We start from the raw sequence: 26,928 nt of genomic DNA on the forward strand, positions 1-26,928 counted from the left end.
GTGCACGGATGACGAAGACCCCACGGGAGTCGTGCCGTCGGACGTCCTCGCCACCGCGCCCGGCGCCGGGGCCCGCAGCTGCCGGACCGGCCTCCTCCTGACCGGAGACCGAAGCTCTGGCCTCCGTCCGAGAACGTATCCGCTGGTGCTCCGACCGCACGTCTTCGCCGGGTTGCGGGGGCCGGCGATCACATACGGGCGGGGCTCCTTCTGGTCGCGGTACGGTCATGCCGTGTCCTCATCTTTCGACAGTGGTCTCTCGCAGCCCCCCGTCACGGCGGACGACCTCGACCTCGCCGTGCGACTCGCCGTCACCGTCCTTCGCGACGCGCCCCCGACCGCGTGGGAAGGGAAGGCCGGTTCGCTGGAGTGGGACTGCTGGGAGACGGTCGAGCACCTCAGTGACGACCTCTTCGCTTACGCTGCCCAACTAGGCCTCAAAACAAGGCCCTTGGACGGCGAGGTGCCCTTCTTGTGGGAGAGCCGGCGTCCCGGTGGTCCGGCGAACGCCATTCACGCCGACCGCAAGGCGGGGCCCGTCGGCCTGCTCCAGGTCCTGGAAGTGAGTGGTGCGCTGCTGGTCGCCATGGTGCGCACGACGCCTCCGCAGACCCGGGCCCACCACGTCTTCGGAGCCTCGGATCCCGAGGGCTTCGCCGCCATGGGCATCGTGGAGACCCTGGTGCACACGTACGACCTGGCGCAAGGACTCGGGCTCGCATGGAGCCCGCCTGCCGACCTGTGCGCGCGGGTGCTCGCCCGGCTGTTCCCGGACGCGCCCACGTCCACGGATCCGTGGCCCACCCTCTTGTGGGCGACCGGGCGCGCCGAACTGCCCGGGCGTCCTCGTCCGACCGCGTGGCGGTGGGACGGCAAGCCCCGCACATAGGCCTCGGGTGTCTGAGCCGGAAAGGAGCCACCCGGTCGGAACCGAGTGGTCCGGCCTCGGCGCCGAGAGGTCATCTGCCCGGCGGATGCCTACCTCACTAAGGAGCCACCTGGCCGAAACCGACTGGTCCAGCCTCGGCGCCGAGAGGTCATCTGCCCGGCGGATGCCCTTCTCACCGCGCGTCCGGGCAGGCTCCCAGCGTGTCCTTCCGACAACAGGGACGTGTCAGCACACCCGTCAGGCACGGGCTCCGCCGCGGCTCCACCCGATCGGACGGCGAGCCCGTTCGTCGCATCCACACACGGCGCCTAGGATCCGTGCCCGTGGCAAAGGTCCCCGATGAGTTGGTCAGGCTGGAACGATCCGCCGAGGAAGAACGCGCGAAGCTCGCGGGCCTCACCGGCGAGGAGTACGACGCGCAGTGCCGCCGGTGGCAGGAGGCGTTCGCCGCCGTGCAGGCGGCCGTCGCCGCGCACGCCGAAGCCACCGGGACGAGCCGGGACGAGGTGGAGCAGGCCTTGAAAAAGGCCGTGTGGCATGCCCAGGAGGACCCGGCCGTCGAGTGAATTCGGCAGCCACGAGGCCGACCACGTCGAGAGCGTCCGCATCGCGACGAACCCCTCGCGCCTCAACCACGTGGAGGCCCAGTTCCCGCCCGCACTGTCCTGCCCTGGAGGGCGCCGACAGGAGAAGCCGCAGAGCGCGGGCGGCACTGGCCTTGATGTCAGTCCTCAGTGCGCAGTCCTGGCCTTGATGAGCGGGGCGTCTCGCGAGAGCTCCCGGAATCCGACGCCGTGGTACAGCCCGCGCGCCGCGGGATGTCCCGGCGCGCCCAGGCAGGCGACCGTCGTATGGCGGGCCCCTGCCGCCCGCGCCACGCGCATCCCGTGCAGCAGCATCGCCCTGCCCAGTCCCCTACGCCGGTAGGCCGGATGCGTCCCGACCGGTTCGAACTCGGCGGTCCTGTTCACTTCGTCGAGCCACATGATCGTCGAGGATGCCATCGTTCCGTCCGGTGCCTCGACCAGGATGTGCAGGTCGCCGCGGTACGTCGCCGTCTTCCGGACGCCCGCGTAGCTCTCGGCCGAGTACGCCGACGGTGCCCACGCGTCCAGGTGGGCCCGGACCGTGGCCTCCGGTCCGGCCTCGTCGGCGGTGCGGAACCTGAATCCGTCGGGCAGCACCGGCTGTTCCACGTCGATCAGATCTCGCTCGTTGAGCTGGGTCCAGTACGCGGTGTCGCCGAGGGAGGCCGGGTCGGTCTCGTAGCCGTGCGCCGCCCAGCGCCGCAGGGCGAACTCATCGGCGGCCGACGGCGACACCGTGCGTTCGACATCCGCCGCCGTACCGTCGTACCAGTCGATCACCTCGTCGACCAGCCCGGCGTGGTCGGGATGGACCTGGTACACCAGATTGGCGCCGGTGACGTCCTTCACCGACCCGTCGCTCCGCCTCACCCGGTGCGGAAGCCAGGCCCAGCCCCATGCCACCAGATCGCCGCCGGAGAACCACAGCCGACGCGGCCAGGCCGCGCCGTGGGCGGCGTGCCCCTTGCCCCAGTTCCAGGCCAGCTCCCCGAACGTCGCTTCGCCGTTCACCAGGTCCAGGCGGGTGGCGGCGACACGCTGCGCCAGACCCTGCATGAGCCTCACGTCCGCGGCGGTCACAAGCTCGAAGTCCGTCATGGGCGGCCACGGTGCCAGGCTGCGCAGAGCCGGTCGAGCCATTTTCACAGCCACCGACTGGCGTTTGCGTCATCCGGTCGACGGAGCAACGCCCTGAGGTTCGGTGGCGGGTTCGGCTCAGCGCAGCCGACCTGCGTTGTCAGGTCGGCGGAGCAACGCCCTGAGGTTCGGTGGCGGGTTCGGCTCAGCGCAGCCGACCTGCGTTGTCAGGTCGGCGGAGCAACGCCCTGAGGTTCGGTGGCGGGCTCGGCTCAGCACAGCCGACCTGCGTTGTCAGGTCGGCGGAGCAACGCCCTGCGGCTCCGGTGGCGGGTTCGGCTCAGCGCAGCCGACGTACGCGCAGCACCAGGTCGTCCGCGTGGTGCGCGCCGGCACCGCCGTCGGGTGCCACCCGTGGCCGCTGTTCGTCCACCTCCACCTCCCAGTCGTCGTCGAGCAGAGCCGCGACCATCGAGGGCCAGACGTAGTCGGCCGGGTCGAAGCCGCTGTCATGTGTCTGCCGGGTGTCCATTCCCGCGTGGTGGACGAGGAGCAACACGCCGCCGGGCGCGACGGCCTCGAGCAGCGCGCGCTCGGCCGCGGCGTCGGGGGTGCGCAGCAGGGCCGGGTACTGCGCGGAGACCAGGTCGAAGGAGGCCGGTGCGAGCGCCGCCCGGGTCAGCTCCGCGTGTACCCAGCGAACGGCGAGGCCAGCGTCCCGGGCGTGCTCGGCCGCCCGCTCCAGTGCCACGCCCGAAACCTCGAGCGCGGTCACGTCCCAACCGCCGCTCGCGAGCCAGACGGCGTCCGCACCCTCGCCGCAGCCGACGTCGAGCGCCCGCCCGGGCGTGAGCCCCTCGACCTCGGCCACGAGTGCACCATTGGGCCGGCCGCTCCAGAGTTGTTGCCGGTCGGCGTACCTGCCGTCCCATTCCGCCCGCACTGCGGGATCCCCCAGGTAGCCGGCAGACGGGCCGGTGAGCGAGGGGGTGTCGGACGTCGGCGATCCTGCTGCGATGTTGTCGGTCACGGGGCCACCGTCACCCATCGCGTTCCGGTTGCGCCACTGCTGTTGCCGGTCCGGCAACACGGTGTCCCCGGGCAAGGCACAAGCGAACACAGTCGCATTCGAGGGCAACGCCGCCGGCCTGCCGACGGCACTCCCACGGCGACGAGAAGGGGGCGTTCAAGAGCGACCCGGCGGGACAGCACCGATCGTAACTCCTCACGACGAACGGCGACTTGACCGTCGAGTCAGCTGGCCGGCCTTCCCTGTCGCCTGGGCCTCAGGAACTCCGAACCTGCGGCTCACCGACTCTCGTCATCACGTTCACGACGTTGGATGATTCGAGGAATCCAGCCGCTTCACGGGCCACCTTGGCAGCCCTGTCCTCCCGAAGCTACGGCGAGTCCGGCGGCCCGTGATTGATCTTGCTCGCGCATGCCGAGAACAAGGCGGACTCCAGGCGAGCCGCAAGATCGTCGGGGAGAGGTTCGGCTCGCTCGAACGCGGCATGGGCGGCGCGCAGTCTCGCCACCGTAGGCAGGTCGGCCAGCACGGCCGGGCGCACCGTGCCGCCCAGCCGTGTGGTGTCCGTCAGCATGCGCAGGTGATGGAGCCGATCGGAGCGGTCAACGGATCCGCCTCGCGCTGTTCGGTACCGGCCAGAGATGCGACCGGGAAGCCCTCGCGGATCCAGTACTCGATACCACCGATCATCTCCTTGACCCGGTAGCCGAGTTGACTGAGGGCGAGCGCCGCGCGGGTGGCGCCGTCGCAGCCGGGCCCCCAGCAGTAGGTGATGACCGGGACCTTCGGGTCGAGCAGGCTTGCGGCTCGGGTCGGGATGTCGGCGGTGGGCAGGTGGACCGCGCCCGGCACATGACCTTGCTGCCAGCCGGCACTCCCACGCGAATCGACCAGAACGAAGCCCGGGTCGCCCGAGTCGAGTGAGGCGCGGACGTCGGAGACGTCCGCCTGGAAGGTGAGGCGTGCGGTGAAGAAGGCGGCGGCTTCGACTGGAGGCGCGGGCGGCACGTGCAGTGCAGGACTTGCAGCGGAGTTGTTCATGGGTGAAACACTACGAAGTGTGACCACCCGCCGGAACAGGCAATCCCCGGCCGTTCCGCACTGCGGCCGGGGATGTCATGGTATTTGTTCTCCATGGCCGCCGATTTCATTGACCAGATCGACATGCGCATCCTGGAAGCCCTGCAACAGGACGGGCGGGCCAGTTACGCCGAGCTGGCACGGACCGTGTCCATGTCGGCCAGTGCTGTCACCGAGCGGGTGAGGCGCCTGGAAGAGAGCGGCGTGATCCGCGGTTACTCGGCAGTGGTGGACCCGCAGCAGCTTGGACTCGGCATCCTGGCCTTCGTCCGCCTCCGCTACCCCACGGGCAACTACAAACCGTTCCATGATCTGGTTGCGACCACACCTGAGATCATCGAAGCCCACCACGTCACAGGCGAAGACTGCTTCGTACTCAAGGTCCTCGCCGGTTCCATGCGCCACCTCGAAACAACGACGGGCCGAATCGCCGGCCTCGGCTCCGTGACGACCAGCGTCGTCTACTCCAGCCCGCTCTCGGACCGCGCAATCACGACGATGGCCTCGTCGCCAGAGCGGCAGGAGCGGGCGCATCGGCCTGCATGACGACCCTGTGGCCCGTCCTCCGACTCCCACTCCTGCCGCACCCCAGGCTCCTTCCGATCGTCATGACCGGACCAACCTCGCCGAGCACGGCCCCCGATGAGCCCAGAAGATCAAAAACGCTGAGTACACCTCAGATCCGCTACAGAGGACTACTTGTCCCTTCGCCGTAGCTTCGGGTGAACAGGGACTTGGCGCACCGGTTTCGGCCGACGCATTTTAATCTCAAATGATACGGTATCGATCGATTCGACTGTCTGGTAACGTCCGTCTCATGAGCGCCGACAGCCCTTCCGAGATGACGCCCGCAAGGGCGACCGACCGCCCCGGGGACACCTCGCCCTTCGCGCTCGGGCTGCTGCTGCGCCGGGCGCACCAGCGGGCGGCCGCGGTGATGTCGGAGGCGCTACAACCGTTCGGCATCGAGCTGCGGCACTTCGCCGTACTGATCCTGCTGATGGACCGCGGCCCGACCGTGCAGCGGGACCTCGTGGAGGCGACGGGGTCGGACAAGGCGGGGATCATGCGGATCGTGGACGACCTGGAACGCAAGGGGCTGGCCGTACGCAAGGCCGTCCCCGGCGATCGACGGGTGCGGGCGGTGGAGATCACGCAGCAGGGCGTGGAACTCTTCGACGACGCCCACGTGGCCGCCGAGCCGTTGGCCGACAGCCTGGTCACGCACCTGGCCGCGGGTGAGGCCGAGCAACTGGTGGACCTGCTCACTCGATTCACTCACCCGGGCCCGGCACGCCACGCCACCGGCGCGTAGCTAGTGCTCTGACCGGGAAGGTCCACCGGAGGGCATCCGCCGGGGAGGACGACCCCTGGCCACAGCGGCCTGACCGTCCCGGCACCGCGGTCACAGCGGCAGACTGTCGGGCCGTCGATCAGCTGACGTGGGCGGCGATGATCCGCGCACCGCATGCGGCGGCCGGACGGCGGCCCGTGCCGACAGGATCAGCCCGCCGGCGACACGGGTGACAGCGGGCTCCCCACGAAGTCGGCGGCCGACTCCATCCTCAGCAGGACGTCCCTCCACTCCGCCCCGGAGAGCTGCATCGCCGCCCGGCGCAGGTCGAGGAGGTGACCCACGGCAAGCGATGCGGCCATCTCCAGTACGGTCAGATGGGGGCCCATGGTGCCCGGCTCCCGGCGGTTGTCGTTCAGCAGTTCGGGTGTCCGCAGCAGTTCGAGTACGGCCGCCCAGTTCACCGCGGTCGGGTGGTCGGGCGGTTCCAGGGCGCCCAGCGCCGGCTCCTCTATGAAACGGCGCAGCCAGTAGCCGTCACGGAAGAAAGCGAGGACGACCGTCGCCTTCCGCATCTGGTGGTTGCCCACTCCCTGCACCAGCTGCCGTACCATGACCGCCGCTTGCGGGTCCAGCAGGACGGATCGCTCGTCGGTGCCCTGATCGATGCTCATGCCCCCACTATGCGGCGGCCGGACAGGCGGGCTCCGCACGGCGCCAGCCCCTGTCACGCGAACAGACCATCAGCTTTGAGTACGGCGGCGTCGTCCTCCGCGCCGGCACTCCCCCGCGGGTACGAATCAGGCCGGACGGCATCCGCACGGACCCGCCTCGGAGACGCCTGTCGCCCGTTCATCCGCCTGGCCCAGCGTCCGGGCGGCCCGACTGACGGGTGGACGGTGGCGGCGTCGGCCTTCACCGAACCGCCCGTACGAACAGAGCACGGGCGTGGGCACCGGGAGCGGGCCCGCGGCCCGTGGGTATGAGTGTGGCGGCCGGGGAGGAAGGACGGCCGCCACACTCACACAGACAGTCGGATCCCGGCTGGGCTCCGTTCCACCCTGTCCGTCAGATCAGTCGTTGACGCAGGCGTTGCCGAAGGCCGGGTTCAGCAGGCCGATGACGTCGATGGTGTTGCCGCACAGGTTGATCGGCACGTGGACCGGGATCTGAACGGTGTTGCCGGAGATCACACCGGGCGAGCCGACCGCAGCACCCTGGGCACCGGAATCCGCGGCGGCGAAACCCGCTCCGCCCATAACGACGGCACCGGCAGCGGCGGCAACCGCAAGCGTCTTCTTCATGACGATCATTACTCGCTTTCTTTGGAACACATAAAGAGGGGGGGTGTGGGTTCTGCTCGAAGCAGGACCGGGGAGCCGTCCCGACGGGAGGAGCACCAACCCGTCCGGACGACTGTGCTGCCCAACGCCCCTGCCGCCTCGAGGACACGGTCCCTCCCCCAACTGCCCCACACCGGTGTGTGTCCGACCTGCTGCTCCGGGGTCCGGGGTGCCCGCTCTCCAGGTCATAGCATTTCTGAACGCGTTCAAATCAGGGGTACGCTGTGGCCCGAAGCCGAGGGGGCTTGACGAGAGCAGTGCCGGCCGGGGAACGGCACAGGTGGGCACCATGCCGCATCGCGCGCTGACGGCGGCCGGTCGTGAGGTCACGGTGCCGGCGTGCGCAGGTCGAAGGCGGCGGGTGGGGGCCGTCCCGTCCGAGAACATGCGGAGCCGGGCGGGCGCACCGGGTCTCCCCGAGCGTGCCGCTCACGACTCCTTCACACGGAGGGCGTATGTGAACATCATGCGAGGCCGGACTTGCTCGGAGAGGTGCGCCACCTGATAAGAAGATCACCACACGCGATCAGCGTGCGGCGGCACGGGGGCCACCAGCACCAGTCACTCCCCGGCCCGTTGCGTACGGGCCGGGAGCTGGACGTTCCAGGACGAGTACGCGTTCCTCCGTGCAAGGCTCGTCCCGGAACATGAGCAGGAGCAACACAATGATGAAGACACCTTTGGCCCGCGCGGGTATCACGGTGGTGATGGCAACGGGCCTCGCCCTCACCGCCGGCGTCAGCACGGCCAGCGCCGCGGCCAAGCCCAACACCGTCGACTACTTCTCCTCGGGCGGTAAGCAGAGGGCCATGGTCGTCTTCGAGCCGCGCGACTCGGCGAAGGACGACGAGCGCGTGGACGTGAAGGACCTGAGCAAGGACAACCACTACATCTGGACCGAGGTCTACGACGTCACGGCCCGGAAGCTGAAGGGCCACTGCCAGACGGCCAGTTTCACGTCCTGCGCGTTCGCCATCCCGGAGGGCCACAAGGTCCGGATCAACGTGTACCGGATGAACAAGAACGACGTCGACTTCATGGACGAGGTCCACACGAAGAGCGGCAAGCTGCCCACCGCGTAGGCCCAACCGAGCGGAGAGCGCCGGGCGGGTCCGCTACGGGCCCGCCCGGAACACCGCCCGCCGCTCAGGGGGATGGTGTGGACATCCGCCGACTCCGGCCGGAAGAGCCTGGCTTCAGGGCGTCATCCCACCGAGACTGGTCGCCGACGGTGGTTGCCGGGCCGACCGGTCCTCCGGCCGCCACACCCGCCCGCGGGCCGAGGAGTAGAGGAGCTTTCCATGCGTATGCGCAAGCGAGCGGTCGCCGCCGTGTTCGTGGCCACCGCCGCCTTCACCGCTCTCGCCCCTCAGGCCGTCGCCATGCCCATGCCCTGGGAGACGATCGGCCACCCCACCGTCACTGCCCATGACGCGCCCCCCGCAACGGCCGCCGACAGCGGCAGGGCGACCACATTGTGCGGGCCCCCCTGCTACCAGTAGGCGGTCGCCCGCGAAGGCTCGTCGGTGCAGCCGGCCGTGCGGGTCGGGCTCGGACATGGGCAGCGTCAGGCGGGCGAAGGCGGTCCGGATTGCTTTGAGACGCCGTCGCACGCCGTAGGACGTCATCACCTCCGCCCGGACCGCCCCTCAACTCGTCCGATCGCACACGCTCCTGACTCCTCGTCCGGCCGCGGAGCCAAGATCGATTGTCAGTGGTGCGTGAGACGGTAGGAGCATCGAGTCGGAGAACGAGGGGGGAGCTGCCATGTCCGGAAGCCAGAACTACATCAATCACGTCGCCCTTGTGCTGGACGCCAGTTCGTCGATGTCGCACCTGAGCCGCAAGGTCGTGGAGGTCGCGGATCAGCAGATCGCGTACCTTGCGCGCCGGTCGGAGGAACTGGACCAGGAAACCCGCGTCACGGTGTACGCCTTCGCGGACCGTGTGGAATGCGTCATCTACGACAAGGACGTGCTGCGGATGCCGTCGCTGAAGCAGCTGTACCGGGCCGGTGGAATGACAGCGCTGCTGGCGGCCGCGCTGAAGTCACAGCGGGAGCTGGCGCAGACGGCTCAACTGTACGGCGACCACAGCTTCCTGACGTTCGTGCTCACCGATGGCCAGGAGAACGCGAGTCATCGCTGCCCGGACGCCCCTGCCAGTGATCCGCGTGAACTGGTCGAGTCCGTGTCCAAGATGATCGAGACACAGGAGGACAACTGGACGCTGGCTGTCCTCGTCCCGGACCAGATGGGCAAGCGCGAGGCCATGCGCTGCGGTTTCCCGAAGGACAACATAGCCATCTGGGACGCCACCAGCACGCAGGGCCTGGAGGAGGCCGGACAGGTCATCCAGCAGGCCACCGAGAAGTTCATGGTGGGCCGCACCCAGGGCATCCGGGGATCGCGGACGGTGTTCTCGACGGGTGCGGAGGCCGTCAACAAGGACACCATCAAGGCGGCCGGCCTCACCCCGGTGAATCCGTCGGAGTACCGGCTGATCCCGGTCGCTCGTGACGCGGCGATCCGCGACTGGGTCATCGAATCCGGGCACACCTACCGTACCGGTGGCGCCTTCTACCAGCTGAGCAAGTCGGAGAAGATCCAGGCGCGGAAGCAGATCGCGGTGCTGGAGAAGAGGACGGACCGCGTGTACACGGGGCCCGAGGCGCGGGCCCTGCTCGGCCTGCCGGATGCGGAAGTCCGCATCAAGCCGGACCACAACGACGACTTCATGATCTTCGTGCAGAGCACCAGCGTGAACCGCAAGCTCGTACCGAACACGCGCCTCCTGCTCATGCTCTGACGCCGGTGGCTGTGCCGGCGGCGCCCGCAGCGGCGCCGCGGGCTCCCTCGCCCCGCCGACCCGCGGCAGGGCCTCGCCTATGCCCGCACCCGCCGACGACGCCCCGGCCGCGGTGCTCGGCGGGCGTCACCACCTCACCCCGGTCGGTGTGCAGGGCCGCGAGGTCGACGAACCCGTAGGCCCCACCCCTTCCGCCCGTGCCGTGGGGGGCGGCGCCGGAACCGGCCGGGTCGCCCGTCCAGTGCGGTGCGTCCTCGCGCGGATCCGGGGCTGATGACCGAAGGCGGCCGATTCCGTACCCTGGCGGCATGCGCATGCGCCCCACTCTGAGCTGGACCCCCACCGAGGACCTGCCGCCCGGCACGACGGATCTGGAGCCGGTCGCCGAGGTGCTGGGCATGGGCGGTGTGCTGGTGCTCAGCGGGGCGGGCATCTCCACGGAGTCGGGCATCCCCGACTACCGGGGCGAGGGCGGGAGCCTGCGTCGGCACACCCCGATGACCTACCAGGACTTCACGGCCAGCGCCGAGGCCAGGCGCCGGTACTGGGCGCGCAGCCACCTCGGCTGGCGTACGTTCGGGCGCGCCCGCCCGAACGCCGGGCACCGGGCCGTGGCGGCGTTCGGGCGGCACGGCGCGCTCTCCGGTGTGATCACCCAGAACGTCGACGGCCTGCACCAGGCCGCGGGCAGCGAGGGCGTCGTGGAACTCCACGGCAGCCTGGACCGGGTACTGTGCCTCTCCTGCGGCGCCCGCACCCCACGCCGTGAACTCGCCCAGCGGCTGGAGGCGGCCAATCCGGGTTTCGAGCCGGTGCCCGCCGCGATCAACCCGGACGGTGACGCCGACCTCACCGACGCACAGGCCCGGCACTTTCGCGTGCTTCCCTGCACGGCCTGCGGCGGCATCCTCAAGCCGGACGTGGTGTTCTTCGGCGAGGCCGTCCCACCGCAGCGGGTCGGACACTGCCGCAAGCTCGTCGGTGAGGCGACGTCGCTGCTCGTCCTCGGCTCCTCACTGACCGTGATGTCAGGACTCCGGTTCGTCCGACAGGCGGCCCAGGCCGGCAAGCCGGTGCTGATCGTGAACCAGGACCCGACCCGCGGCGACCGGCACGCCCGCAGCCGGGTGGCCCTCCCGCTGGGAGCCGCCCTCACCACCATGGCCGAGCGGCTGGGCATCCCGGCCTCGCCGCCCAGCTTGCCGTGGGCAGCACGGTGCGAGTGAACTCGGCGATCGCGTCGAAGCCGACGAGTACCCTGCCGTGAGCGGTCGTCCAGACGGCGCCGGAACGGAACAGCGCGAGGAATCCTTCCGGGTCTCATCGGCGTCCAGGCCGAGACAGTCGCGATACCAGGCACCCAGAGCCACCGGGTCGGTGGCCCGCATGAGGTATCCGCCGACTCCGAGTACTCGTTCCATGGCGCCATCCGGCAGACCCGAGTCGGTTACGAGAGACAGGCCCTAGCTCTGCGGGACGTCCTTGACGAACACGATGCCGTCGCTGTGCGCCAAGTGGGACGGGTCCAGCGGGGAATAGCCGAACCAGGGGGATACGCGGGGCGCGGGTGGCATGTCGGCGAGGGCGGCTGCCAGTCGCGGGGCGTCGATGACGCAGCGGTCCTCCGGGAGCGCGTACAGGAGCCCCTCGACGGTGTCCGGCGGCGGGGCGTCCACTGCCCGGTGCCGGATCGTCCCCAGGGCCGTGGCCACGAAGGCGTACTCCTCCCCGAGTTGAGCGCTCACCAGCGCACCCGCGCTCCACCACCGCAGTGGCTTCCCGCCCATCCGCATCGTGCTCTTCTCCCGCTGGAGATGGCCGTTGTGGGCGTGGACGAGGGCCGGCCCGCGAGCGGCGACGGCGAGGAGGTTACGGGCCATCATCTGGTCCCGCACCGCCACCAGCCGCGTCATGCGGGCCGGTGAGGTGTCGGCCATCCAGTAGTGGTAGCGCAGCAGGCCGGTCGCGGTACGCCCGTACAGGAGCGCCCGGTCCCAGTCGTCCCGCGACGTCGTCGCGATCAGGTGTGGCATCTGCTCGTGGAGCAGCGCCGCCAGATCGTCGGCGAGCAACCGCAGCTCCCTGGCCTCGGAGGACTGCCCCACGGACTGGGCCGGGTCCCACATCGCTGCGGGGTCGGTCCACCGGTCGTCGGCGCCGAGCAGGCGGTCGAGCAGTTCCGTGGTGCAGGGCAGCAGGTCCGCGTCCACCCCCGCCGCGAGATAGCCGTGGAGCGCGGTGACGGCCTGCCGGGGGCTCGCGGCAGCGGTGATCTCCAGCGGGCCGTCGAAGCCGGCGAAGCGGAGCCGATCGGCCGCGGGCCGGCCGTCGTTGTAGGCGCGCATCCAGCGCACAAGCTCGCGGTTGGCCGCGGACGCCCCCCACCCGTGACTGATTCCGCGCTCCATGACCTCGTCGAGGGTCCCCGAGCCCGAGGTCACGTAGTCGTCCACGACAAGGCCCATCAGGCAGTCGCTCTCGATCGCTATCGTCCGGTAGCCCTCCTCCTCGACGAACTGCCGGAAGAGGTGGTTGCGCAGGTCGAGCAGAGCTTCCTCATCGTGGGTGGGCTCACCCAGGGCGAGCAGCCGCGGCCGGGTGGAGAGGAGCCTCATCACGGCGGCCGCCTCGACGGGATGGACGGTGTCCTTGATGTCGTAGGGCATGGCGTCAACGGTATCGTTGAACCTTCGTTTGAAACTTTCCCGCTGTATTGGCAGAGCTATGGCACGAAACCCTCAAAGTGGTCAGCGGCTCAGGCCGGTTGATCTGGCGCGCGGACACGGTCTGTCCACGCAGGCGGTCAGGAACTACGAGGAGGCCGGCATCCTTCCGGCCGCCGCTCGCACACCCCACGGCTACCGCACCTACACGCCCCTGCACGCGGCGGCGCTTCGCGCGTTCCTCGCCCTGGTGCCCGGCCACGGACACCAGACGGCTACGTCGATCATGCGGGCCGTGAACGAGGACGCGACCGATGAGGCCTTCCGCCTCATCGACACGAGCCACGCCCAGCTCCTCGACGACCGCCGGACCCTCCAGGCCGTCGAAAACGCCCTCCGCGACCTGGAGCCCGTCACGACGCCCGAACCCGATACGGACCCCGGCTCCAACTCCAGCTTCAACACCGACTCCGGGTCCGGGTCCGGCTCCGACTCCGGCTCCGGCGGTACGTTCATCGGGCCGTTGGCGCAGAAGCTCGGTATCCGGCCCGCGACACTGCGGAAATGGGAGCGCGCCGGGCTGGTGCGCCCACGCCGGGACCCGGTGACCGGGTACCGCGTCTACAGCGAGGCCGACGTACGGGATGCCCGGCTGGCCCACCAGCTCAGGCGGGGCGGCTACCTTCTGGAACAGATCGCCCCGCTGCTCGCCCAGGTGCGGGCGGCGGGCGGCTTGGAGCCGCTGGAGGCCGCCTTGTCCGACTGGCGCGGCCGGCTGGCCGCCCGCGGGCGCGCGATGCTGACGGGGGCTGCCGAGCTTGAGGCGTACCTTCGCGCGCGATGCCGCCCCGACCGCCCCGTGTAAAACGGACCGGACGTCCAGAGAGAGTGACTCAGGGGCGTCCGTGACCCCCGGTGAAGCCACCAGCCTTGCGGCTGACCCGGAAGGGGCCGCCGAGTGACCAACCCTCCCCCGAACCAAGCCCCTTGACACCCGGGTTCTCGCCCTGCCGAGACGCGAAGCACGAGTGTAGGCTTCGAAGATGACCTTGGAATGGGAGCAGGTAATCGTTCACTCGGTAGATCCGGTGGCGTTGGGGCGGTGGTGGGCCGAGGCTCTCGGTTGGGTTGTGGTCCACTCGTCCGAGGATGAGTTCGAGATCCGCCCGGCGCCGGATCGCCTGCCGGGGTTGGACTTCGTCCGGGTCGACGAGGGCAGGACGGCGAAGAGCCGACTGCACCTCGACTTCAGGCCTGACGACCAGGCCGCCGAGGTGGCTCGTCTCGTGGCCCACGGCGCACAGCATGTAGATATCGGCCAGGGTGATCAGTCCTGGGTCGTCTTGGCCGACCCTGAAGGCAACGAGTTCTGCGTCCTCGGCCAGCGGCGTCACTGACGACCCGGTCCGCGATCGAGGTCGGGGCGGGATTGAGCAGTTCCAGCTGAGTTGCCCATGTGCCTGTTCAGAGCAGGCGGACTGAGATACTCCGGCCATGGATGCCGGGATGACGGGGATCGGGGCGCAATCCGACGTGGTGGTGCCCGCACGGGCCACGTCAGCGCATGCCGCGGGCTGGGTGCTGCGTTGTGCGGTGGCAGCGGACATCGAGGTGATCGCGGAGTTGCGGGCCACCGTCATGCGCGCGGATTTGGAGCGCCTTGGTCGCTACGACGAGCACCGGGTGCGGCAACGGCTGCGAGATTCGTTCTCGACGCAGCACACGTCGATCATCATGATCGACGGTGAACTCGTAGGATGCGTCACGGTCCGGCCCACCGAAGACAGACAGTGGCTCGAGCACTTCTACCTTGCTCCGCACCGTCAGGGCCGAGGGCTGGGATCCGCTGTCTTGCGCACGGTGCTGGAGCGGACGGACGAGCAGGGCATGACCGTGGGTTTGAGCGTCTTGCAGGGCAGTGCTACCCGTCGACTCTACGAGCGCCACGGATTCGTCCTGGAAGCCCAGGACCCGATCGACGTCTTCATGGTGCGCCCGCCCGGGGCGAGCACCGCTGAGAAAGCCTGACCTACCACAGCACGACGGCCTCACCCCGGTCCGCGAGGCCGGCTGCTACGGCCGTGACGTGACGGCGGCCGCTCAGGCTCTTCGCGTGTGACCAAGAAGTGGGCCCGTGCGGCCTTGCCCCACCCCGCCTTCTGCGGCGTCTCCCATGCCCATCTCGGCGATGTGATCGAGGAGTTGGCGGACCCGTGGCCAGCCCAGTGCGAGTCAGCGTCGGATGAACGGCGTGGCGCCAAGCGGCACCGGCAGGCCGGTGCCGGTCCGAAGTACGACCTGGTCTTCGCCGACCGGCGACTGGTCACCTTGGTGCACCTGCGCACCGGGCTTCCCCACGCCGCGCTCGCCGAGTTGTACGACACGACCCGCTCCAGGGTCTCGCGAGCCATCGGCGAGACCGCGCACGCGGCTCGGAGGGCGCCGCGGGCGGCGATGCCGTGCGAGGACGTTCAGTCGAGACAGAACTCGTTGCCCTCGATGTCCCGCATCGCGATGCACGCGTCGTGGCCGTCGTACAGGAGCCGCTCGCGTACCGCGCCCAGCGCGACCACTCGTGTGCACTCGGCTTCGAGCGCGGCGAGGCGCTCCTCACCCACGAGCCCGGTGGCGACCCTCACGTCGAGATGCAGCCGGTTCTTGACGACCTTGCCTTCGGGAACACGCTGAAAGAACAGTCGCGGACCCACACCCGAGGGATCGACGCAGGCGAACCACGAACCCTGCTCCTCCGGCGGCCGCGAGCGATCGAAATCGTCCCAAGTGGCGAACCCCTTCGGTGGCGGCGATACGACGTACCCCAACACCTCGCACCAGAAGCGGGCGACGCGCTCGGGCTCCGCGCAGTCGAAGGTGACCTGGAACTGCTTGATCGATGACATCGGCGCACCATAGCAATGGCGGGGGAGGCCAACCAGCTTTCTTCCAGCGGCCGGTTGGGGCGCAGTCCCTAGAGTGGGACGGTGACCTCGCCACCGGATCCGCGGACCGGTTGGAAGGACTCACTCTACAAACCCCGGCGGCGCTCAGGTCCCGGCGGGCCGGGGATCCGTATCTCCGGGACCCTGGGGTTCGGACGGCTGAGGGTCCGTCACCCACGGCGTTGAGGGCGTGAACATCACTCGTTCGGCCCCGTATCCACGTCTGCGTGAGGGGCACCGGGCGTTCGTGCCCTGGTGTGGTGCCTGGGTGGTGGTGCCGCGGTCCCCGAGAAAGGCCGCGGCACCACCGAGGCCACCAGAGCCTGGTGGGGGGGCACGGCACTTCGCGGGCCCTGTACGTCGGCGTCGCCCACCCGGACTCGGCCCCACTCGACGGCTCCCTCGATCAGGCCGGGTTCCCTCCTCGGAACGGCGATCACCGTACGCCCGGTCGGAGGCTACCGGCGTCCGGCCGGGGTGTCCCCTGGGCCGATCCGCGGTGCGACGGCCTCGGCTGCCGGGTCGTCGGTGCGCAGCCAGATGGTGCGCTGGGGGAAGGGGATGTCGATGCCGGCCGCGTCGAGGGCGTCCTTGACGCGGCGGCGCAGTTCGCGGGTGACGGCCCACTGCTGGAGCGGGACGGTCCTGGCCGCGATGCGCACCACCACTCCGTCGGCGTCCAGCGACTGCACACCCCACACGGCGGGGTCCTCGAGCAGGAGGTCGGTGAAGGCGGCGTCCTGGCGCAGGGACCGTCCCGTCTCCTCCAGTACCCGGTAGACGGCGTCGAGGTCGGCGCCGTAGGCCACGGCGACGTCGAGGACGGCGCGGGCCCAGTCCTGGCTGTCGTTGCGGACGCGGAGGATCTCACCGTTGCGGATGTGCCACAGGCCGCCGTTGAGGTCACGCACGTGGGTCAGGCGCAGCCCGACGTGTTCGACCTCTCCCACGGCTTCGCCGAGATCGACCGAATCGCCGACGCCGTACTGGTCCTCGATCATGATGAGCAGGCCGGAGAGATAGTCGGCGACCAGGCTCTGCGCACCGAAGCCGAGCGCCAGGCCGACCACGCCCGCGCTGGCCAGGAGGGGGCCCAGAGCGATGCCGACCTGGTCGAGGACCATGGCCGTCCCGAGCAGGAAGAGCACGATGGTCATCGCGCTGCTCAGCACGGAGCCGATGGTGCGGGCTCGTTGCTCGCGTCGCTGCCGGGCGCGCGAGCGGTCGCGGTGCAGGATGGCGACGCCGCGGTCGGAACGCCGGCGCCTGACCTCACCCTCGTCCGCGGCGGGCTCCAGGATGTGCTGGACGACGCGGGTGACGGCCCGCTTGGCGATCGACCGGACGACGGCCAGGACGACGACGATGAGAGCGATGCGCAGCGGGATCTCGACCAGCCCCGCCGCATGCTCGTGCATCCAGCCTGGCCACTCCAGCGCCAGATCGTCCGCGGCGACAGGACCGGCATGTGCGGGTAGAAGCGTTGTCGGCACGAAGGCTCCGAATCTCGAGGGTTCACGGCTCGTCGGCGGCGACTACCCGGTGACGCGAGGAACATGATCGGCACCGGCCGACCCGGTTCCGCCGACACGCGCGGATCCGCTCGGGTGCCGGCCTCCGCGTCCCTGGCCGCACACCGGGTGGCGGAGGTTCGGGACGAGGAGCGGCGTGGCCCTGCGCCGTCGCCGGTCGGCGCCTGAACACCATCCCGACCGAGTACCGCAACCGGTTCCGGCGCACGGTCACGGCGTGAAAGGGAGATCTCCCGTCGACATCCCCGATGAACGCGCCCGGCGTCCTCGTCGCAGACGTCCGGCGTCCCCTTCGCAGACGACCGGCGTCCCCTTCGCAGACGACCGGCGTCCCCTTCGCAGACGTCCGGCGTCCCCTTCGCAGACGACCGGTGCCCTCGTCGCAGATGTCCGCGTCCCCTTCGCAGACGACCGGTGTCCTCGTCGCAGATGTCCGGCGTTCGCCGCGGCGCCTCCCTGGCCCGGCGTCGTGGCGGAACGGGGTCGACAGATACGATCCGCGATCAGGGGCGGCAGCGGTGCCGGCGTACTGGGCTTCGTCTCGGGCCACTTGCGTGTGCCGGCCGTAAGCGATCAGATGCCTCGCGGCCGCGGAGGTGAGTACGGGCACTCAGGACCGGGCGAGGGGCGGCTCCTGGCGTGAGTCGGGCCTCGGAACGGCGGGGCGTGGTGCAGAGGTGCGGGAGGGGTTCATGGGAACGGGTGGATTCGGTGCGCCGGCACAGCGCGGGCCCGGAGGTAGCGGCTCGGGGCAGCCGGGTTCGGAGGATCGCGGGTCGCGACGTCGCGGGTCCGGACGTCGGGGCAGGGGTGCCGCGACCGTGGCTCTGATCGTCCTCGCGGCCCTGTGCCTCGGGGCCTGCGGTACGGAGCGTGCGACGACGGGCGCGGGCGGCGAGGCCAAGGGAACCGAGGGGACCAGCCGGGCCGGTGATGACGGCGCCGGCGCAGGCAGCCGTGCAGGCGGGGTCGGTGGAACCGGCGGGAGCAGCCAGAGCAGCGGAAACGGCGGGTCGGCGACCAGCGGTGCCCGGGCCACCCCGACCGCTTCCCCGGCATCTCCCTACGTCGAGCCGGGGGCCGGTGACGGTGCCCCGCACTACCGTGAGAACAACGGCTTCCGGATCTCGGGCGGCATGTCCGCCGCGAGTGCCGAGGACGCCCGCCGGGAGGCCGACCGCATCGAGCCGGTGCTCAAGCGTCTCTGGCAGCGGAGGACGTGGGACCCGAAGTCGGTCCGCGCCGCGATGCTCGGACTCGGGTACCGGGAGGAGCGCTTCGACGCCAAGGGCAACCGGCTCAGCGGCGCGCTGCAGGTCCGGTCGATGAACTCGCGCTTCGAGAACGGCCGGGAGGTCAGGCCCGAGGGCGCGCTGGTGGGCCTGCGCGTCCACGACGACGCCTGCGTCACCGCGTTCGTGCAGAAGACCAACTACCAGGTTTCGACGAACGGCCCCTACCCGGAGACGGGTTGCTTCGAGCCACCGGCCGGCCACTGAGGCCGGCCGCCGGACACGTGGCCTCCGTCGCGACCGCCGCTCTGCCGTTCGTCGTCGCTCTCGTCGTCGGTGATGCGGGCATGCCCGGGGTCCGCCGGGGCCGGTTCGGCTTCGGCTTCCTGCCGCCGAGGGCGGCGACACCTACGGCTCCTTGGTCTTCGCGGTGAAGGCTCTCACCCGGATCGGCATGGTCGCGCCGTCAGCACGGCAGGTCCTGCGCGCAGTCTGGGGACACGACCGTCGGCTCCGCCGTACGGCGACCACCCAGCGGTCCTGCGCGGCTGCGGCCCGCCCTGGAGGACGAGGAGATCCGCCGTTCGGATGGCGACGGGCACCCTGCCGCCTCTCAGCCCCCGACAACCCACCTGACCTGTGTCAGCTTGTACGTGTGGGGTGAGCGCGGGTCGAGGGCTGGAGGAGCGCCTGATGGCACATGGCGGACAGGCGCCGGGTTCCGCCCCGTCCGGTGGACCGCGACGTGGGAGGCCGGGCAGGAGGCCGGCGCTGGAGCGAGTGCGGCGTGTGCGCGGCTCCATGGCCGCCGTTGCGGCGGCGGGCGGGGACCGGGCCCGTGCGGCGGCGCGGCGCATCGGGCGGCCGCCGCCTCCGGGTCCGTTCCGCCCCGGATTCTGGCGCAGCCCGATCCGCGGGCCCTGGCTGACGTCGGTGTTCGGCCTGGTGCTGCTGGTCGGCATCCCGGTGCTGTTCGTCACCGGGCTGCTGTCCTACGCCGCCTACAACCCCGACCTGAGTCCTCTCAACGACGAGACTCCCGACAAGGGCGTACTGGGCTTCTACCTCTTCGCCTGGCCCACGCACCCGTACTGGCTCTACCGGCTGCTCCAGGGTGTGCACGTGACGCTGGGCGTGGTCCTGGTTCCGGTGCTGCTGGCCAAGTTGTGGTCGGTGATCCCCAAGCTGTTCGAGTGGCTGCCGGTGCGCTCGGTCGCGCACGCGCTGGAGCGGCTGTCCTTGCTGCTGCTGGTCGGCGGGGTCGTCTTCGAGTTCGCCACGGGCATCCTGAACATCCAGCTCTACTACGTCTTCCCCGGCTCGTTCTACCGCCTGCACTTCTACGGCGCCTGGGTGTTCATCGCCGCGTTCGTCGTCCATGTGTCCCTCCGGCTCCGCCGGATGACACGGTCCCTGCGCTCACGTGGTCTGGCCGCGGAACTGCGCACCGACCTCGCCCACACCCGGCCCGAGCCGCCGGATCCGGACGGCCTGGTGGCCGCGTCTCCGGCGCCGCCGACGATGACCCGCCGGGGCGCGGTGGGCATGGTGGGCGCGGGTTCGCTGCTGCTCCTCGTCGTGACCGCCGGACAGAGCATCGGCGGCCGGCTGCGCGGCACCGCGCTCCTCGCCCCCCACAACCGCGAACCGGGCAGCGGCCCGAACGCCTTCCAGATCAACAAGACGGCGGTGAAGGTCGGCGTCACGCCGGCGCTGGTCGGAGCCGGCTGGCGGCTGGAGGTGCACGGGACCGGGGCACCACGGGTGTTCACTCGCGAGCAGCTCCTGGCGATGCCCCAGCATGCCGCCGCACTCCCGATCGCCTGCGTGGAGGGCTGGTCCACCGAGGACCAGCACTGGAGCGGTCTGCGGCTGGCCGACCTCGCCGCTCTGGCCGGACTGCCCGACGCGGGCAGCGTGCTGGTGGAGTCCGTCCAGCCCCCCGGCCCCTTCACCAGAGTGATGCTGCGCGGCAACCAGATCCGCGACCCCCGGGCGCTGCTCGCCCTCCGCGTCAACGGCGCGGCCCTCTCGCTCGACCACGGCTATCCGGCCCGCGTCATCGTCCCGGCCAACCCCGGCGTGAACAACACCAAGTGGGTGCACCGGCTCACCTTCAGGGCGTGACCCCATGGCACGATTCGTCCGCTGGTACGGCTCCGGACCTCTGCATCTTCTGGTCCTGATCGCCTCGTTCGCCCTCACCGGTTACGCCATGGTGCGGCTGTTCGCCGTCCGGCCGCTGGACGTGGCGATCTGGTTCGTCGGCGCTGCCGTCCTCCACGACCTGCTCCTGCTGCCCCTGTACTCACTGGCCGACCTGTCGGCCCTCTCGGTACTGCGCCATCGCGCGGCCGACCGGCCGTCCGTGCCGTGGATCAACCATCTGCGGGTCCCCACCTTCCTGTCCGGGGTGCTCCTGCTGGTGTGGTTCCCGCTCGTGTTCCGGCTGCCGGCTCCCTACCCGGGTGACACCGGGCTGTCCTACGACGTGTTCCTCGGCCGGTGGCTGGCGATCACCGGCGTACTCTTCGCCGCCTCCGCGGTGCTCCTCGCGCTGAGGATGCGGCGGCTGCGGCGGGCGGGGCCGCCCGACGGGAGCCGGCCCGCCACGGGTCGGGGTGCCACACCGTGACGACCGACGAGGGCCACCCGCTCGACGCCGACGAGCGGTACACCGCCCGGTCGGAGGACGACGGGGGCCGCAGCGGGCCGCGCACCACGGCTTACGGCTCCGGGAACCGAGCCCGACTCAGGTCGTGCTGTCCGAGGTCGTTCCCGGTTTGGTGTAGAGGACCTCGCGGGCCTGCTCCGCGGCGCGGGTGATGCTCTCGGTGATGAAGTCGAGGAAGCGGGCGATGTTCTCGAGGCGGGCGGCGGCCGGGGTGTCGGCGCCGAGGATGCCGACGCCCTGCCGCGCGGTCTCGACGAGCCGGGCGCTGGACCGGGCGCTGGCCAGGGTCGCCTGGTACCAGACGTCGTCGTCGACGACGTAGCGCTCGCGGCGGCCTTCGCCTCGCTCCCGGCGAACGAGGCCCTGGCTCTCGAGGAACGCGATCGCTTTGGAGACGGACGCCGGGCTGACCTGGAGGCGCTGCACGAGTTCGGACGCGGTGAGGCTGCCGGTGTCGGTGGTGTAGAGGCAGACCAGCACCCGGGACATCATCCTGTTGGGCAGACCCGACTGCATGAGGACGGTGGCGAACGCCTCCTCGTACTCGCGCACGGCCCCGGCGTCGCGCCCGTGGGCCTGCGGGATCGCCTCCGCCTCCCGAGGTGCGGCCTTGCTGCGCCGGTGGGCGCGGCGTTCGGTGGCGCGGTGGGCCAGGTCGGCGCGGTAGGCGGTGGGGCCGCCGTTGCGCATCACTTCGCGCGTGATCGTCGAGGTCGGACGGTCGAGGCGTCTGGCGATCTCCGCGTAGGCGAGGCCGTCGGCCAGTCCCAGCGCGATCTGCTGACGTTCCTGCTGGGTGAGCCTGCCTCCCGGCATCGCGGTCTCCTTAGTGGTCCGAGGTGCCTCCACAGTAGCGTCCACCTTCAACCCATTGCAACGACAGGGTTGAGCTCGTTGCATTAGCCGTCAGCGTCGTTGCAACGAAATATCGGCCCTGAGCTGCAATAGCTTCCCTCAAATGCAACAACCTCGTTGCCCGTTCCTTGAACGCAACGTAGCGTTTCCCATGTCAGAAACAACGACCCGAGGGAGAGTACGATGCACAAGTTCGACACCCCCGCCCTGGTCTCGGCCGTCCTCGACATCCCCGCGGGACGCACCCGGTTCATCGCCGCCGACCGGTCCGACACCACGGTGGAGATCCTGCCCGCGGACACCTCCGACGGCCGCGACGTGAAGGCGGCGGGGCAGACCGAGGTCGCGTACGCCGATGGCGTTCTGCGGATCGAGGCTCCCGCGGCGAAGAACCGGGTCCTCGGCGCCTCCGGATCCATCGAGGTCACGGTCCAGCTGCCCACCGGCTCGCGCGTCGAAGCGAAGGCGGCCCTCGCCGAACTCCGGGGCGTGGGACGCCTCGGCGACGTCTCCTTCGAGGGCGCGCAGGCCACGGTCAAGCTCGACGAGGCCGCGAGCACCCGCCTCACCCTCGCCGCCGGTGACGTCATGGTCGGCCGGCTCGGCGGCCCCGCCGACATCAGCACCCAGAAGGGCGACATCCGCATCACCGAAGCCGTGCGCGGAACGGTCACCCTGCTCACCGGGCACGGCGAGATCTCGGTCGGCGCCGCTCGCGGCGTCTCCGCCTCACTGGACGCCGGCACCACCTACGGCCGGGTCCACAACGCGCTCAAGAACACCGACGGCGCCGCCGCGGGCCTGACCATCCAGGCGACCACCGCATACGGCGACATCACCGCCCGCAGCCTGTGACCACCACGAGGGGGTGCCGGCGCCGGTGGCCGACCGGCGCCTCCGGGCCTCGTTCCCGCGCGCGGCCGCTTCGGCCGGCCCCCTGACACCCGTCAGCGGGTCGACGGGGGGAACCCCGGTGTCACTTTCGCCAGAACAGGTGGTGCGTCACACCGCTCGGGCTGGGCACGACGTCCAGGTGGAACCTGTCGAGCAGGTCGTCGGGGGAATCCCAGAGCCGCAGGCCGGTTCCCAGCTTCACCGGGGAGACCGTCACGTGCAGGGTGTCGACGAGGTCGGCGTCGAGGAACTGCCGGATCGTGGTGACGCCGCCGCCGAGCCGGACGTCCTTGCCCTGCGCCGCTTCCTTCGCCTGCTCCAGGATCGCGGCCGGGTCGCCGTCGACGAAGTGGAACGTGGTGTCGGAGAGGGTGAACGAGGGACGCTTGTGGTGGGTCATGACGAACACGGGCGTGTGGAAAGGAGGTTCGTCGCCCCACCAACCGCGCCACTCGTGGTCGCTCCAGGGCCCGCGCTGCGGCCCGAACTTGTTGCGGCCCATGATCTCGGCGCCGATGTTGCGGGGGTAGTCCCGCGTGAGGTAGTCGTCGAGGCCCCGGCTGCCGCCGGAGTCCGTACGCATGGGCCAGCTCGCGGTGGCGCCCGCCCACGCGAACAGCTTCCCGGGATCGACGTGGCCGAACGGCCGCTCCAGGCTCTGGTCCTCCCCCGCGCCGATCCCGTCACTCGAGACGTTGAAGTTCTGCACTCTCAGCAGCTGCGGTGCCACGTGTTCCTCCTGTGTGTCGGCGACGGTACTGAGACTCGCCGAGCCGGGAAAAGTCATCGCTGACCTGACAGTGTCCCTGTCCCACCGGTGACCGGCCGGCGCCGGTGCCCGTGGCTCCGCTCCGTCCGCCGCTGCGGGCCGCGGATTCCCCGGCCCGGAGGCCGCCCCAGTATGTAGAAGGGAAAATCGAGTTCATCAGTGCGCAAATCGATCACTGGATCGGTGTAATCGGCACACATGTCGGACCGCGGAGAGATCTAGCGTCGGAGTGTACGGGGCCCACGGACCAGAAAGGCATTCACGCGCTCATGGCCATCCCGCATACCGACGTCCTGCCCGAGTTCGACACCCTGACCACTCCCCCGGCCGTCGGCCGGCCGCCCGCCGACGACCTGCTCATGCCGGTCGACGAACTGCCCGAATCGGCGTCGTCGCCCGACCTGGTCTGCCGTCGCGTGCGCGACGAGCTGATGCTCGACGGCAACGCCCGGCTCAACCTCGCCACCTTCGTGACGACGTGGATGGAACCGCAGGCCCGGCAGCTGATGGCGGAGACCGCGGAGAAGAACCTCGCCGACCGGGCGGAGTACCCGCAGATCACCGCGATGGAGGAGCGCTGTGTACGGATGCTCGCCCGGCTCTGGCACGCGCCGCACCCGGAGCAGGTCCGCGGCTGCTCGACCACCGGCTCGAGCGAGGCCGCCATGCTCGGTGGCCTGGCGCTCAAGCGCCGCTGGCAGGAGCGCCGGCGCGCCCAGGGCAAGGACACCGCACGGCCCAATCTCGTCATGGGCGCGAACGTGCAGGTGTGCTGGAAGAAGTTCGCCAACTACTTCGAGGTGGAGCCGCGTTACGTCCCGATGGAGCCGGGCCGCTACCACCTCACGCCCGACACGCTGACCGCCTACTGCGACGACAACACCATCGGCGTCGTGACCGTCCTCGGGTCCACGTTCGACGGATCCTACGAGCCGGTCGCCGACATCTGCATGGCGCTGGACGGGTACCAGGCGGCCACCGGCACCGACATCCCCGTGCATGTCGACGGTGCCTCCGGTGCCATGGTGGCGCCCTTCCTCGACCCGGGTCTCATGTGGGACTTCCAGATCGAACGGGTGGCGTCCATCAACACCTCGGGACACAAGTACGGCCATGTCTTCCCCGGTTTGGGCTGGGCGCTGTGGCGCGACGCCGAAGCCCTCCCCGACGACCTGGTCTTCGAGGTCGACTACCTCGGCGGCCGCTCCCCCAGCTTCACCCTCAACTTCTCCCGCCCGGGCGCCCACGTCGTGGCCCAGTACTACAGCTTCCTCCGGTACGGCTTCGACGGACTGCGGGATCTGGCGGCGCAGAACCGCACGACGGCTCGTGCGCTCGCCTCGCGGATCCGGAGCATCCCGCCGTACGAGCTTGTCACGGACGGCTCCGAACTCCCGGCCTTCGCCTTCCGGTTGGCGCCCGGCACCCAGGGCTTCACCGTGTACGACGTCTCCCAGGCCATGCGCGCACGCGGCTGGCATCTGCCCGCCTATGCCTTCCCCGCTCCCTGCCAGGACGTCCGCGTCCTGCGGCTGGTGGTGCGCACCGGCTTCACCGCCGAACTCGCGGGCATGTTCGTCACCGACCTGACCGAGGTCACGAGGCAACTCCACACCGCCCGGTCGACTCCTCCGGCGCGCAGCGAACCCTTCGCCGCCGTCTGATCCCCGCATCGGCACACGGGGCCCGGCGGCCGAGGGGCCCGGGATCGCTCACCGGTCGCCCGGCACTGAGGGCGGCGGAGCTTCCGTCTCCCATGGCGAGGGCGTCGAGTGTCCCGGCCCGCCGTCGCAGCCACACCCACCCGGTCGCCACGACCACGGCGGCGAGCGGCACCTGTGCCCAGGGCGCGCCGCCCAGGCTGCCCGGCAGCCACATCATCGCCGACCGGGCCGCGTGCCCGCGGGCCGCGCCGAACACCGTGACCGTGGTGACGGCCTCGAAGCCGTACGCCGGCGCCGTACCCGTCAGGATCAGCCGCAGCGCTGTCAGGCCCGGGGGCGAGCGGGCCACGGTGTGCATGAGCGCCGTGGCCGCGAGCCCACGGTGACGTCGGCGGCGGCTCTTCCGGGCCGCGGACCGGGCCGGCCCGGAGGCCGATCCGCGGGCCGGGGCGCAGGGCGATTCACGGACCGGGCCGCAGGCCGATTCGCGAACCGGAGCGCAGGCCGATTCGCGGGCCGCCGGGGCGAAGGCCGGGGGCGCTGTGCGATCTGCCCGGCACGTCGCGCGGACGACCCCGGGCGCCGCCGTTACGCTCGGCGTTCTCGTTTCCGGTCCCGCCGCTCCGCACGCCCCGCGGGTGTCCGGCGCGGCATCGTGCGCGGGTTCAAGGAGGCAGCGTATGCGGGTGGGTCTGCACGCCCTGGGCATCGGAGACGGCGCTCGTCCGGAGGTCATCCGCGCGGTGGCGCAGGCGGCCGAGGCGCACGGTTTCAGCCGGCTCTGGGCGGGCGAGCACGTCGTGATGGTCGACACCCCGGTATCGCGCTACCCGTACTCCGAGGACGGCCGGATCGCCGTCCCCGCCGATGCCGACTGGCTCGACCCGTTGATCGCCCTGGGTTTCGCCGCGGCTGTGACGCAGGACATCGGGCTCGCCACCGGGGTACTGCTGCTCGCCGAGCACCATCCGGTGGTGGTGGCCAAGCAGACGGCGACCCTGGACGTCCTCTCGGCCGGACGACTGACGCTCGGCGTCGGCATCGGCTGGTCGGCCGAGGAATTCGCCGCGCTCGGCGTCCCGTTCGCCGGGCGCGGGCGGCGGACCGAGGAGTACCTGGCCGCGATGCGCACGCTGTGGCGGGAGGACGTGGCCACGTTCGAGGGCGACTTCACGCGTTTTCGTGAGGTGCGGGTCAACCCCAAGCCGGTGCGCGACCGCCGCATCCCCGTCGTCATGGGTGGCAACGGCGACACCGCGCTACGCCGGGCCGCGACGATCGCCGACGGCTGGTACGGCTTCAACCTCACCGCCGCGCAGGCCGTCGAGCGTGTCTCCGTACTGGCCGGGCACTGCGCGCGGCGGAACCGCCCGATGGCGGAACTCACCGTGGCCGTGGCGCTGACCGACGCCGCGCCGGAGCTTCTGCCCGGACTGGCCCGAGCCGGTGTCACCGAATACGTCGTGGTCGGCGCACCACCCGCGACACCGGACGAGGCCGGTCACTGGGTCGCCGGCCTCGCCCGCCGATGGCTGGGGAACTCTCGCTCCTGAAGCCCGGCGCGGCACGTCGGGGGGCCGAGGATGCCGTAGCGGTCG

At 70.6% G+C, this 26,928-nt stretch carries 28 protein-coding genes and 4 pseudogenes; 18 read left to right on the top strand and 14 right to left on the bottom strand.

Annotated elements, in window-relative coordinates:
* Positions 1-232: 232 nt before the first annotated feature.
* Together ABVB68_RS12155 and ABVB68_RS12160 are read left to right on the top strand one after the other, a co-directional pair.
* On the top strand, positions 233-889 hold the full coding sequence (locus tag ABVB68_RS12155) for a hypothetical protein (RefSeq protein ID WP_353600950.1): 657 nt from the start codon (positions 233-235) through the stop codon (positions 887-889).
* Positions 890-1,212: 323 nt separating this feature from the next.
* Positions 1,213-1,455 (top strand): hypothetical protein, encoded by a 243-nt coding sequence (locus ABVB68_RS12160; protein WP_353600951.1) that lies wholly within the window; start codon positions 1,213-1,215, stop codon positions 1,453-1,455.
* A 165-nt stretch (positions 1,456-1,620) separates the two neighbouring features.
* On the opposite strand, the gene ABVB68_RS12165 is transcribed toward ABVB68_RS12160, so the two are convergent.
* The 4 genes from ABVB68_RS12165 to ABVB68_RS12180 form a co-directional block, all read right to left on the bottom strand.
* Positions 1,621-2,574 (bottom strand): GNAT family N-acetyltransferase, encoded by a 954-nt coding sequence (locus ABVB68_RS12165; protein ID WP_353600952.1) that lies wholly within the window; start codon positions 2,572-2,574, stop codon positions 1,621-1,623.
* Positions 2,575-2,893: 319 nt separating this feature from the next.
* Positions 2,894-3,583 (bottom strand): class I SAM-dependent methyltransferase, encoded by a 690-nt coding sequence (locus ABVB68_RS12170; RefSeq protein ID WP_353600953.1) that lies wholly within the window; start codon positions 3,581-3,583, stop codon positions 2,894-2,896.
* A 370-nt stretch (positions 3,584-3,953) separates the two neighbouring features.
* Complete coding sequence (locus ABVB68_RS12175; protein WP_353600954.1) at positions 3,954-4,157, bottom strand: GNAT family N-acetyltransferase; 204 nt, start codon at positions 4,155-4,157, stop codon at positions 3,954-3,956.
* Positions 4,151-4,624 (bottom strand): rhodanese-like domain-containing protein, encoded by a 474-nt coding sequence (locus tag ABVB68_RS12180; protein WP_353600955.1) that lies wholly within the window; start codon positions 4,622-4,624, stop codon positions 4,151-4,153. Before ABVB68_RS12180 ends, ABVB68_RS12175 begins: the two co-directional genes overlap by 7 nt.
* Before the next feature lie 93 nt (positions 4,625-4,717).
* Between ABVB68_RS12180 and ABVB68_RS12185 the strand changes: the two genes are divergently transcribed.
* Positions 4,718-5,209 carry an Lrp/AsnC family transcriptional regulator gene (locus tag ABVB68_RS12185; protein ID WP_353600956.1) on the top strand — a complete coding sequence of 164 codons (492 nt, stop codon included), beginning with the start codon at positions 4,718-4,720 and terminating at the stop codon, positions 5,207-5,209.
* A gap of 271 nt (positions 5,210-5,480) precedes the next feature.
* Positions 5,481-5,978, top strand: a complete 498-nt coding sequence (locus tag ABVB68_RS12190; RefSeq protein ID WP_353600957.1) for a MarR family winged helix-turn-helix transcriptional regulator — start codon at positions 5,481-5,483, stop codon at positions 5,976-5,978.
* Between the two features lie 188 nt (positions 5,979-6,166).
* Here the strand turns inward: ABVB68_RS12190 and ABVB68_RS12195 are convergent, their stop codons facing one another.
* On the bottom strand, positions 6,167-6,631 hold the full coding sequence (locus tag ABVB68_RS12195) for a hypothetical protein (RefSeq protein WP_353600958.1): 465 nt from the start codon (positions 6,629-6,631) through the stop codon (positions 6,167-6,169).
* 399 nt (positions 6,632-7,030) lie between these two features.
* Positions 7,031-7,270: a chaplin gene (locus tag ABVB68_RS12200; RefSeq protein WP_353600959.1), complete on the bottom strand. Its 240-nt coding sequence runs from the start codon at positions 7,268-7,270 to the stop codon at positions 7,031-7,033.
* Between the two features lie 695 nt (positions 7,271-7,965).
* Here ABVB68_RS12200 and ABVB68_RS12205 point away from each other — a divergent pair.
* From ABVB68_RS12205 to ABVB68_RS12220, 4 genes are all read left to right on the top strand, one after another.
* Complete coding sequence (locus ABVB68_RS12205) at positions 7,966-8,382, top strand: hypothetical protein (RefSeq protein WP_353600960.1); 417 nt, start codon at positions 7,966-7,968, stop codon at positions 8,380-8,382.
* A 219-nt stretch (positions 8,383-8,601) separates the two neighbouring features.
* Complete coding sequence (locus ABVB68_RS12210) at positions 8,602-8,802, top strand: hypothetical protein (RefSeq protein WP_353600961.1); 201 nt, start codon at positions 8,602-8,604, stop codon at positions 8,800-8,802.
* A 265-nt stretch (positions 8,803-9,067) separates the two neighbouring features.
* Positions 9,068-10,108, top strand: coding sequence for a vWA domain-containing protein (locus ABVB68_RS12215; RefSeq protein WP_353600962.1), 1,041 nt, complete (start codon positions 9,068-9,070; stop codon positions 10,106-10,108).
* Positions 10,109-10,416: 308 nt separating this feature from the next.
* Entirely contained in the window at positions 10,417-11,334 is a 918-nt protein-coding gene (locus ABVB68_RS12220) for an NAD-dependent protein deacetylase (RefSeq protein WP_353600963.1), read from the top strand.
* On the opposite strand, the pseudogene ABVB68_RS36890 reads toward ABVB68_RS12220, so the two are convergent.
* The 3 genes and pseudogenes from ABVB68_RS36890 to ABVB68_RS12230 all read right to left on the bottom strand — a co-directional run.
* A pseudogene (locus ABVB68_RS36890) lies at positions 11,303-11,428 on the bottom strand (SgcJ/EcaC family oxidoreductase); the annotation flags it as partial. The gene ABVB68_RS12220 and the pseudogene ABVB68_RS36890 sit on opposite strands and share 32 nt — an antisense overlap.
* Positions 11,428-11,529, bottom strand: a pseudogene (locus ABVB68_RS12225) (VOC family protein); the annotation flags it as partial. The pseudogenes ABVB68_RS12225 and ABVB68_RS36890, both read right to left, overlap by 1 nt.
* A gap of 42 nt (positions 11,530-11,571) precedes the next feature.
* Positions 11,572-12,774 carry an erythromycin esterase family protein gene (locus ABVB68_RS12230; RefSeq protein ID WP_353600964.1) on the bottom strand — a complete coding sequence of 401 codons (1,203 nt, stop codon included), beginning with the start codon at positions 12,772-12,774 and terminating at the stop codon, positions 11,572-11,574.
* Between the two features lie 58 nt (positions 12,775-12,832).
* On the opposite strand from ABVB68_RS12230, the gene ABVB68_RS12235 reads away from it, so the two are divergent.
* The 4 genes and pseudogenes from ABVB68_RS12235 to ABVB68_RS36895 form a co-directional block, all read left to right on the top strand.
* The gene (locus ABVB68_RS12235; RefSeq protein ID WP_353600965.1) at positions 12,833-13,636 is read left to right on the top strand and encodes a TioE family transcriptional regulator; all 804 of its coding nucleotides are present in this window, start codon (positions 12,833-12,835) and stop codon (positions 13,634-13,636) included.
* A 178-nt stretch (positions 13,637-13,814) separates the two neighbouring features.
* Entirely contained in the window at positions 13,815-14,168 is a 354-nt protein-coding gene (locus ABVB68_RS12240) for a VOC family protein (protein ID WP_353600966.1), read from the top strand.
* A 97-nt stretch (positions 14,169-14,265) separates the two neighbouring features.
* Positions 14,266-14,799 (top strand): GNAT family N-acetyltransferase, encoded by a 534-nt coding sequence (locus tag ABVB68_RS12245; protein ID WP_353600967.1) that lies wholly within the window; start codon positions 14,266-14,268, stop codon positions 14,797-14,799.
* Positions 14,800-14,961: 162 nt separating this feature from the next.
* Positions 14,962-15,180, top strand: a pseudogene (locus ABVB68_RS36895) (helix-turn-helix domain-containing protein); the annotation flags it as partial.
* 62 nt (positions 15,181-15,242) lie between these two features.
* Here ABVB68_RS36895 and ABVB68_RS12250 read toward each other — a convergent pair.
* A complete protein-coding gene (locus ABVB68_RS12250; RefSeq protein WP_353600968.1) occupies positions 15,243-15,671 on the bottom strand; it encodes a VOC family protein in 429 nt (142 codons plus the stop codon).
* A gap of 497 nt (positions 15,672-16,168) precedes the next feature.
* Positions 16,169-17,128, bottom strand: coding sequence for a mechanosensitive ion channel family protein (locus tag ABVB68_RS12255; protein WP_353600969.1), 960 nt, complete (start codon positions 17,126-17,128; stop codon positions 16,169-16,171).
* Between the two features lie 935 nt (positions 17,129-18,063).
* On the opposite strand from ABVB68_RS12255, the gene ABVB68_RS12260 reads away from it, so the two are divergent.
* From ABVB68_RS12260 to ABVB68_RS12270, 3 genes are all read left to right on the top strand, one after another.
* On the top strand, positions 18,064-18,741 hold the full coding sequence (locus tag ABVB68_RS12260) for a hypothetical protein (RefSeq protein WP_353600970.1): 678 nt from the start codon (positions 18,064-18,066) through the stop codon (positions 18,739-18,741).
* Positions 18,742-19,275: 534 nt separating this feature from the next.
* The gene (locus tag ABVB68_RS12265; protein ID WP_353600971.1) at positions 19,276-20,601 is read left to right on the top strand and encodes a molybdopterin-dependent oxidoreductase; all 1,326 of its coding nucleotides are present in this window, start codon (positions 19,276-19,278) and stop codon (positions 20,599-20,601) included.
* Positions 20,602-20,605: 4 nt separating this feature from the next.
* A complete protein-coding gene (locus ABVB68_RS12270; RefSeq protein WP_353600972.1) occupies positions 20,606-21,109 on the top strand; it encodes a hypothetical protein in 504 nt (167 codons plus the stop codon).
* Positions 21,110-21,226: 117 nt separating this feature from the next.
* On the opposite strand, the gene ABVB68_RS12275 is transcribed toward ABVB68_RS12270, so the two are convergent.
* On the bottom strand, positions 21,227-21,964 hold the full coding sequence (locus ABVB68_RS12275; RefSeq protein WP_353600973.1) for a GbsR/MarR family transcriptional regulator: 738 nt from the start codon (positions 21,962-21,964) through the stop codon (positions 21,227-21,229).
* 222 nt (positions 21,965-22,186) lie between these two features.
* Here ABVB68_RS12275 and ABVB68_RS12280 point away from each other — a divergent pair, with 222 nt between their 5' ends.
* On the top strand, positions 22,187-22,858 hold the full coding sequence (locus ABVB68_RS12280; protein WP_353600974.1) for a DUF4097 family beta strand repeat-containing protein: 672 nt from the start codon (positions 22,187-22,189) through the stop codon (positions 22,856-22,858).
* Positions 22,859-22,979: 121 nt separating this feature from the next.
* Here ABVB68_RS12280 and ABVB68_RS12285 read toward each other — a convergent pair whose 3' ends face one another.
* Positions 22,980-23,627 (bottom strand): dihydrofolate reductase family protein, encoded by a 648-nt coding sequence (locus tag ABVB68_RS12285; protein WP_503006084.1) that lies wholly within the window; start codon positions 23,625-23,627, stop codon positions 22,980-22,982.
* A gap of 308 nt (positions 23,628-23,935) precedes the next feature.
* Between ABVB68_RS12285 and gad the strand changes: the two genes are divergently transcribed.
* Positions 23,936-25,330 carry a glutamate decarboxylase gene (gene gad, locus ABVB68_RS12290; RefSeq protein ID WP_353600976.1) on the top strand — a complete coding sequence of 465 codons (1,395 nt, stop codon included), beginning with the start codon at positions 23,936-23,938 and terminating at the stop codon, positions 25,328-25,330.
* 67 nt (positions 25,331-25,397) lie between these two features.
* Here the strand turns inward: gad and ABVB68_RS12295 are convergent.
* Positions 25,398-25,706: pseudogene (locus ABVB68_RS12295) on the bottom strand (iron chelate uptake ABC transporter family permease subunit); the annotation flags it as partial.
* A 304-nt stretch (positions 25,707-26,010) separates the two neighbouring features.
* On the opposite strand from ABVB68_RS12295, the gene ABVB68_RS12300 reads away from it, so the two are divergent.
* Positions 26,011-26,883, top strand: coding sequence for an LLM class F420-dependent oxidoreductase (locus tag ABVB68_RS12300; protein ID WP_353600977.1), 873 nt, complete (start codon positions 26,011-26,013; stop codon positions 26,881-26,883).
* Positions 26,884-26,928: the final 45 nt, after the last annotated feature.

This window comes from Streptomyces sp. NPDC096012 (assembly GCF_040426375.1).
Taxonomy (GTDB): Bacteria; Actinomycetota; Actinomycetes; order Streptomycetales; family Streptomycetaceae; genus Streptomyces.

Coding starts and splice junctions, on each gene's coding strand:
- ABVB68_RS12175 (WP_353600954.1), bottom strand. CDS start 4,157: ATGCTGACGGACACCACACGGCTGGGCGGCACGGTGCGCCCGGCCGTG.
- ABVB68_RS12215 (WP_353600962.1), top strand. CDS start 9,068: ATGTCCGGAAGCCAGAACTACATCAATCACGTCGCCCTTGTGCTGGAC.
- ABVB68_RS12180 (WP_353600955.1), bottom strand. CDS start 4,624: ATGAACAACTCCGCTGCAAGTCCTGCACTGCACGTGCCGCCCGCGCCT.
- ABVB68_RS12270 (WP_353600972.1), top strand. CDS start 20,606: ATGGCACGATTCGTCCGCTGGTACGGCTCCGGACCTCTGCATCTTCTG.
- ABVB68_RS12265 (WP_353600971.1), top strand. CDS start 19,276: ATGGCCGCCGTTGCGGCGGCGGGCGGGGACCGGGCCCGTGCGGCGGCG.
- ABVB68_RS12185 (WP_353600956.1), top strand. CDS start 4,718: ATGGCCGCCGATTTCATTGACCAGATCGACATGCGCATCCTGGAAGCC.
- ABVB68_RS12245 (WP_353600967.1), top strand. CDS start 14,266: ATGGATGCCGGGATGACGGGGATCGGGGCGCAATCCGACGTGGTGGTG.
- ABVB68_RS12210 (WP_353600961.1), top strand. CDS start 8,602: ATGCGTATGCGCAAGCGAGCGGTCGCCGCCGTGTTCGTGGCCACCGCC.
- ABVB68_RS12205 (WP_353600960.1), top strand. CDS start 7,966: ATGATGAAGACACCTTTGGCCCGCGCGGGTATCACGGTGGTGATGGCA.
- ABVB68_RS12195 (WP_353600958.1), bottom strand. CDS start 6,631: ATGAGCATCGATCAGGGCACCGACGAGCGATCCGTCCTGCTGGACCCG.
- ABVB68_RS12230 (WP_353600964.1), bottom strand. CDS start 12,774: ATGCCCTACGACATCAAGGACACCGTCCATCCCGTCGAGGCGGCCGCC.
- ABVB68_RS12200 (WP_353600959.1), bottom strand. CDS start 7,270: ATGATCGTCATGAAGAAGACGCTTGCGGTTGCCGCCGCTGCCGGTGCC.
- ABVB68_RS12165 (WP_353600952.1), bottom strand. CDS start 2,574: ATGACGGACTTCGAGCTTGTGACCGCCGCGGACGTGAGGCTCATGCAG.
- ABVB68_RS12235 (WP_353600965.1), top strand. CDS start 12,833: ATGGCACGAAACCCTCAAAGTGGTCAGCGGCTCAGGCCGGTTGATCTG.
- ABVB68_RS12240 (WP_353600966.1), top strand. CDS start 13,815: ATGACCTTGGAATGGGAGCAGGTAATCGTTCACTCGGTAGATCCGGTG.
- gad (WP_353600976.1), top strand. CDS start 23,936: ATGGCCATCCCGCATACCGACGTCCTGCCCGAGTTCGACACCCTGACC.
- ABVB68_RS12280 (WP_353600974.1), top strand. CDS start 22,187: ATGCACAAGTTCGACACCCCCGCCCTGGTCTCGGCCGTCCTCGACATC.
- ABVB68_RS12255 (WP_353600969.1), bottom strand. CDS start 17,128: ATGCACGAGCATGCGGCGGGGCTGGTCGAGATCCCGCTGCGCATCGCT.
- ABVB68_RS12300 (WP_353600977.1), top strand. CDS start 26,011: ATGCGGGTGGGTCTGCACGCCCTGGGCATCGGAGACGGCGCTCGTCCG.
- ABVB68_RS12220 (WP_353600963.1), top strand. CDS start 10,417: ATGCGCATGCGCCCCACTCTGAGCTGGACCCCCACCGAGGACCTGCCG.
- ABVB68_RS12190 (WP_353600957.1), top strand. CDS start 5,481: ATGAGCGCCGACAGCCCTTCCGAGATGACGCCCGCAAGGGCGACCGAC.
- ABVB68_RS12275 (WP_353600973.1), bottom strand. CDS start 21,964: ATGCCGGGAGGCAGGCTCACCCAGCAGGAACGTCAGCAGATCGCGCTG.
- ABVB68_RS12250 (WP_353600968.1), bottom strand. CDS start 15,671: ATGTCATCGATCAAGCAGTTCCAGGTCACCTTCGACTGCGCGGAGCCC.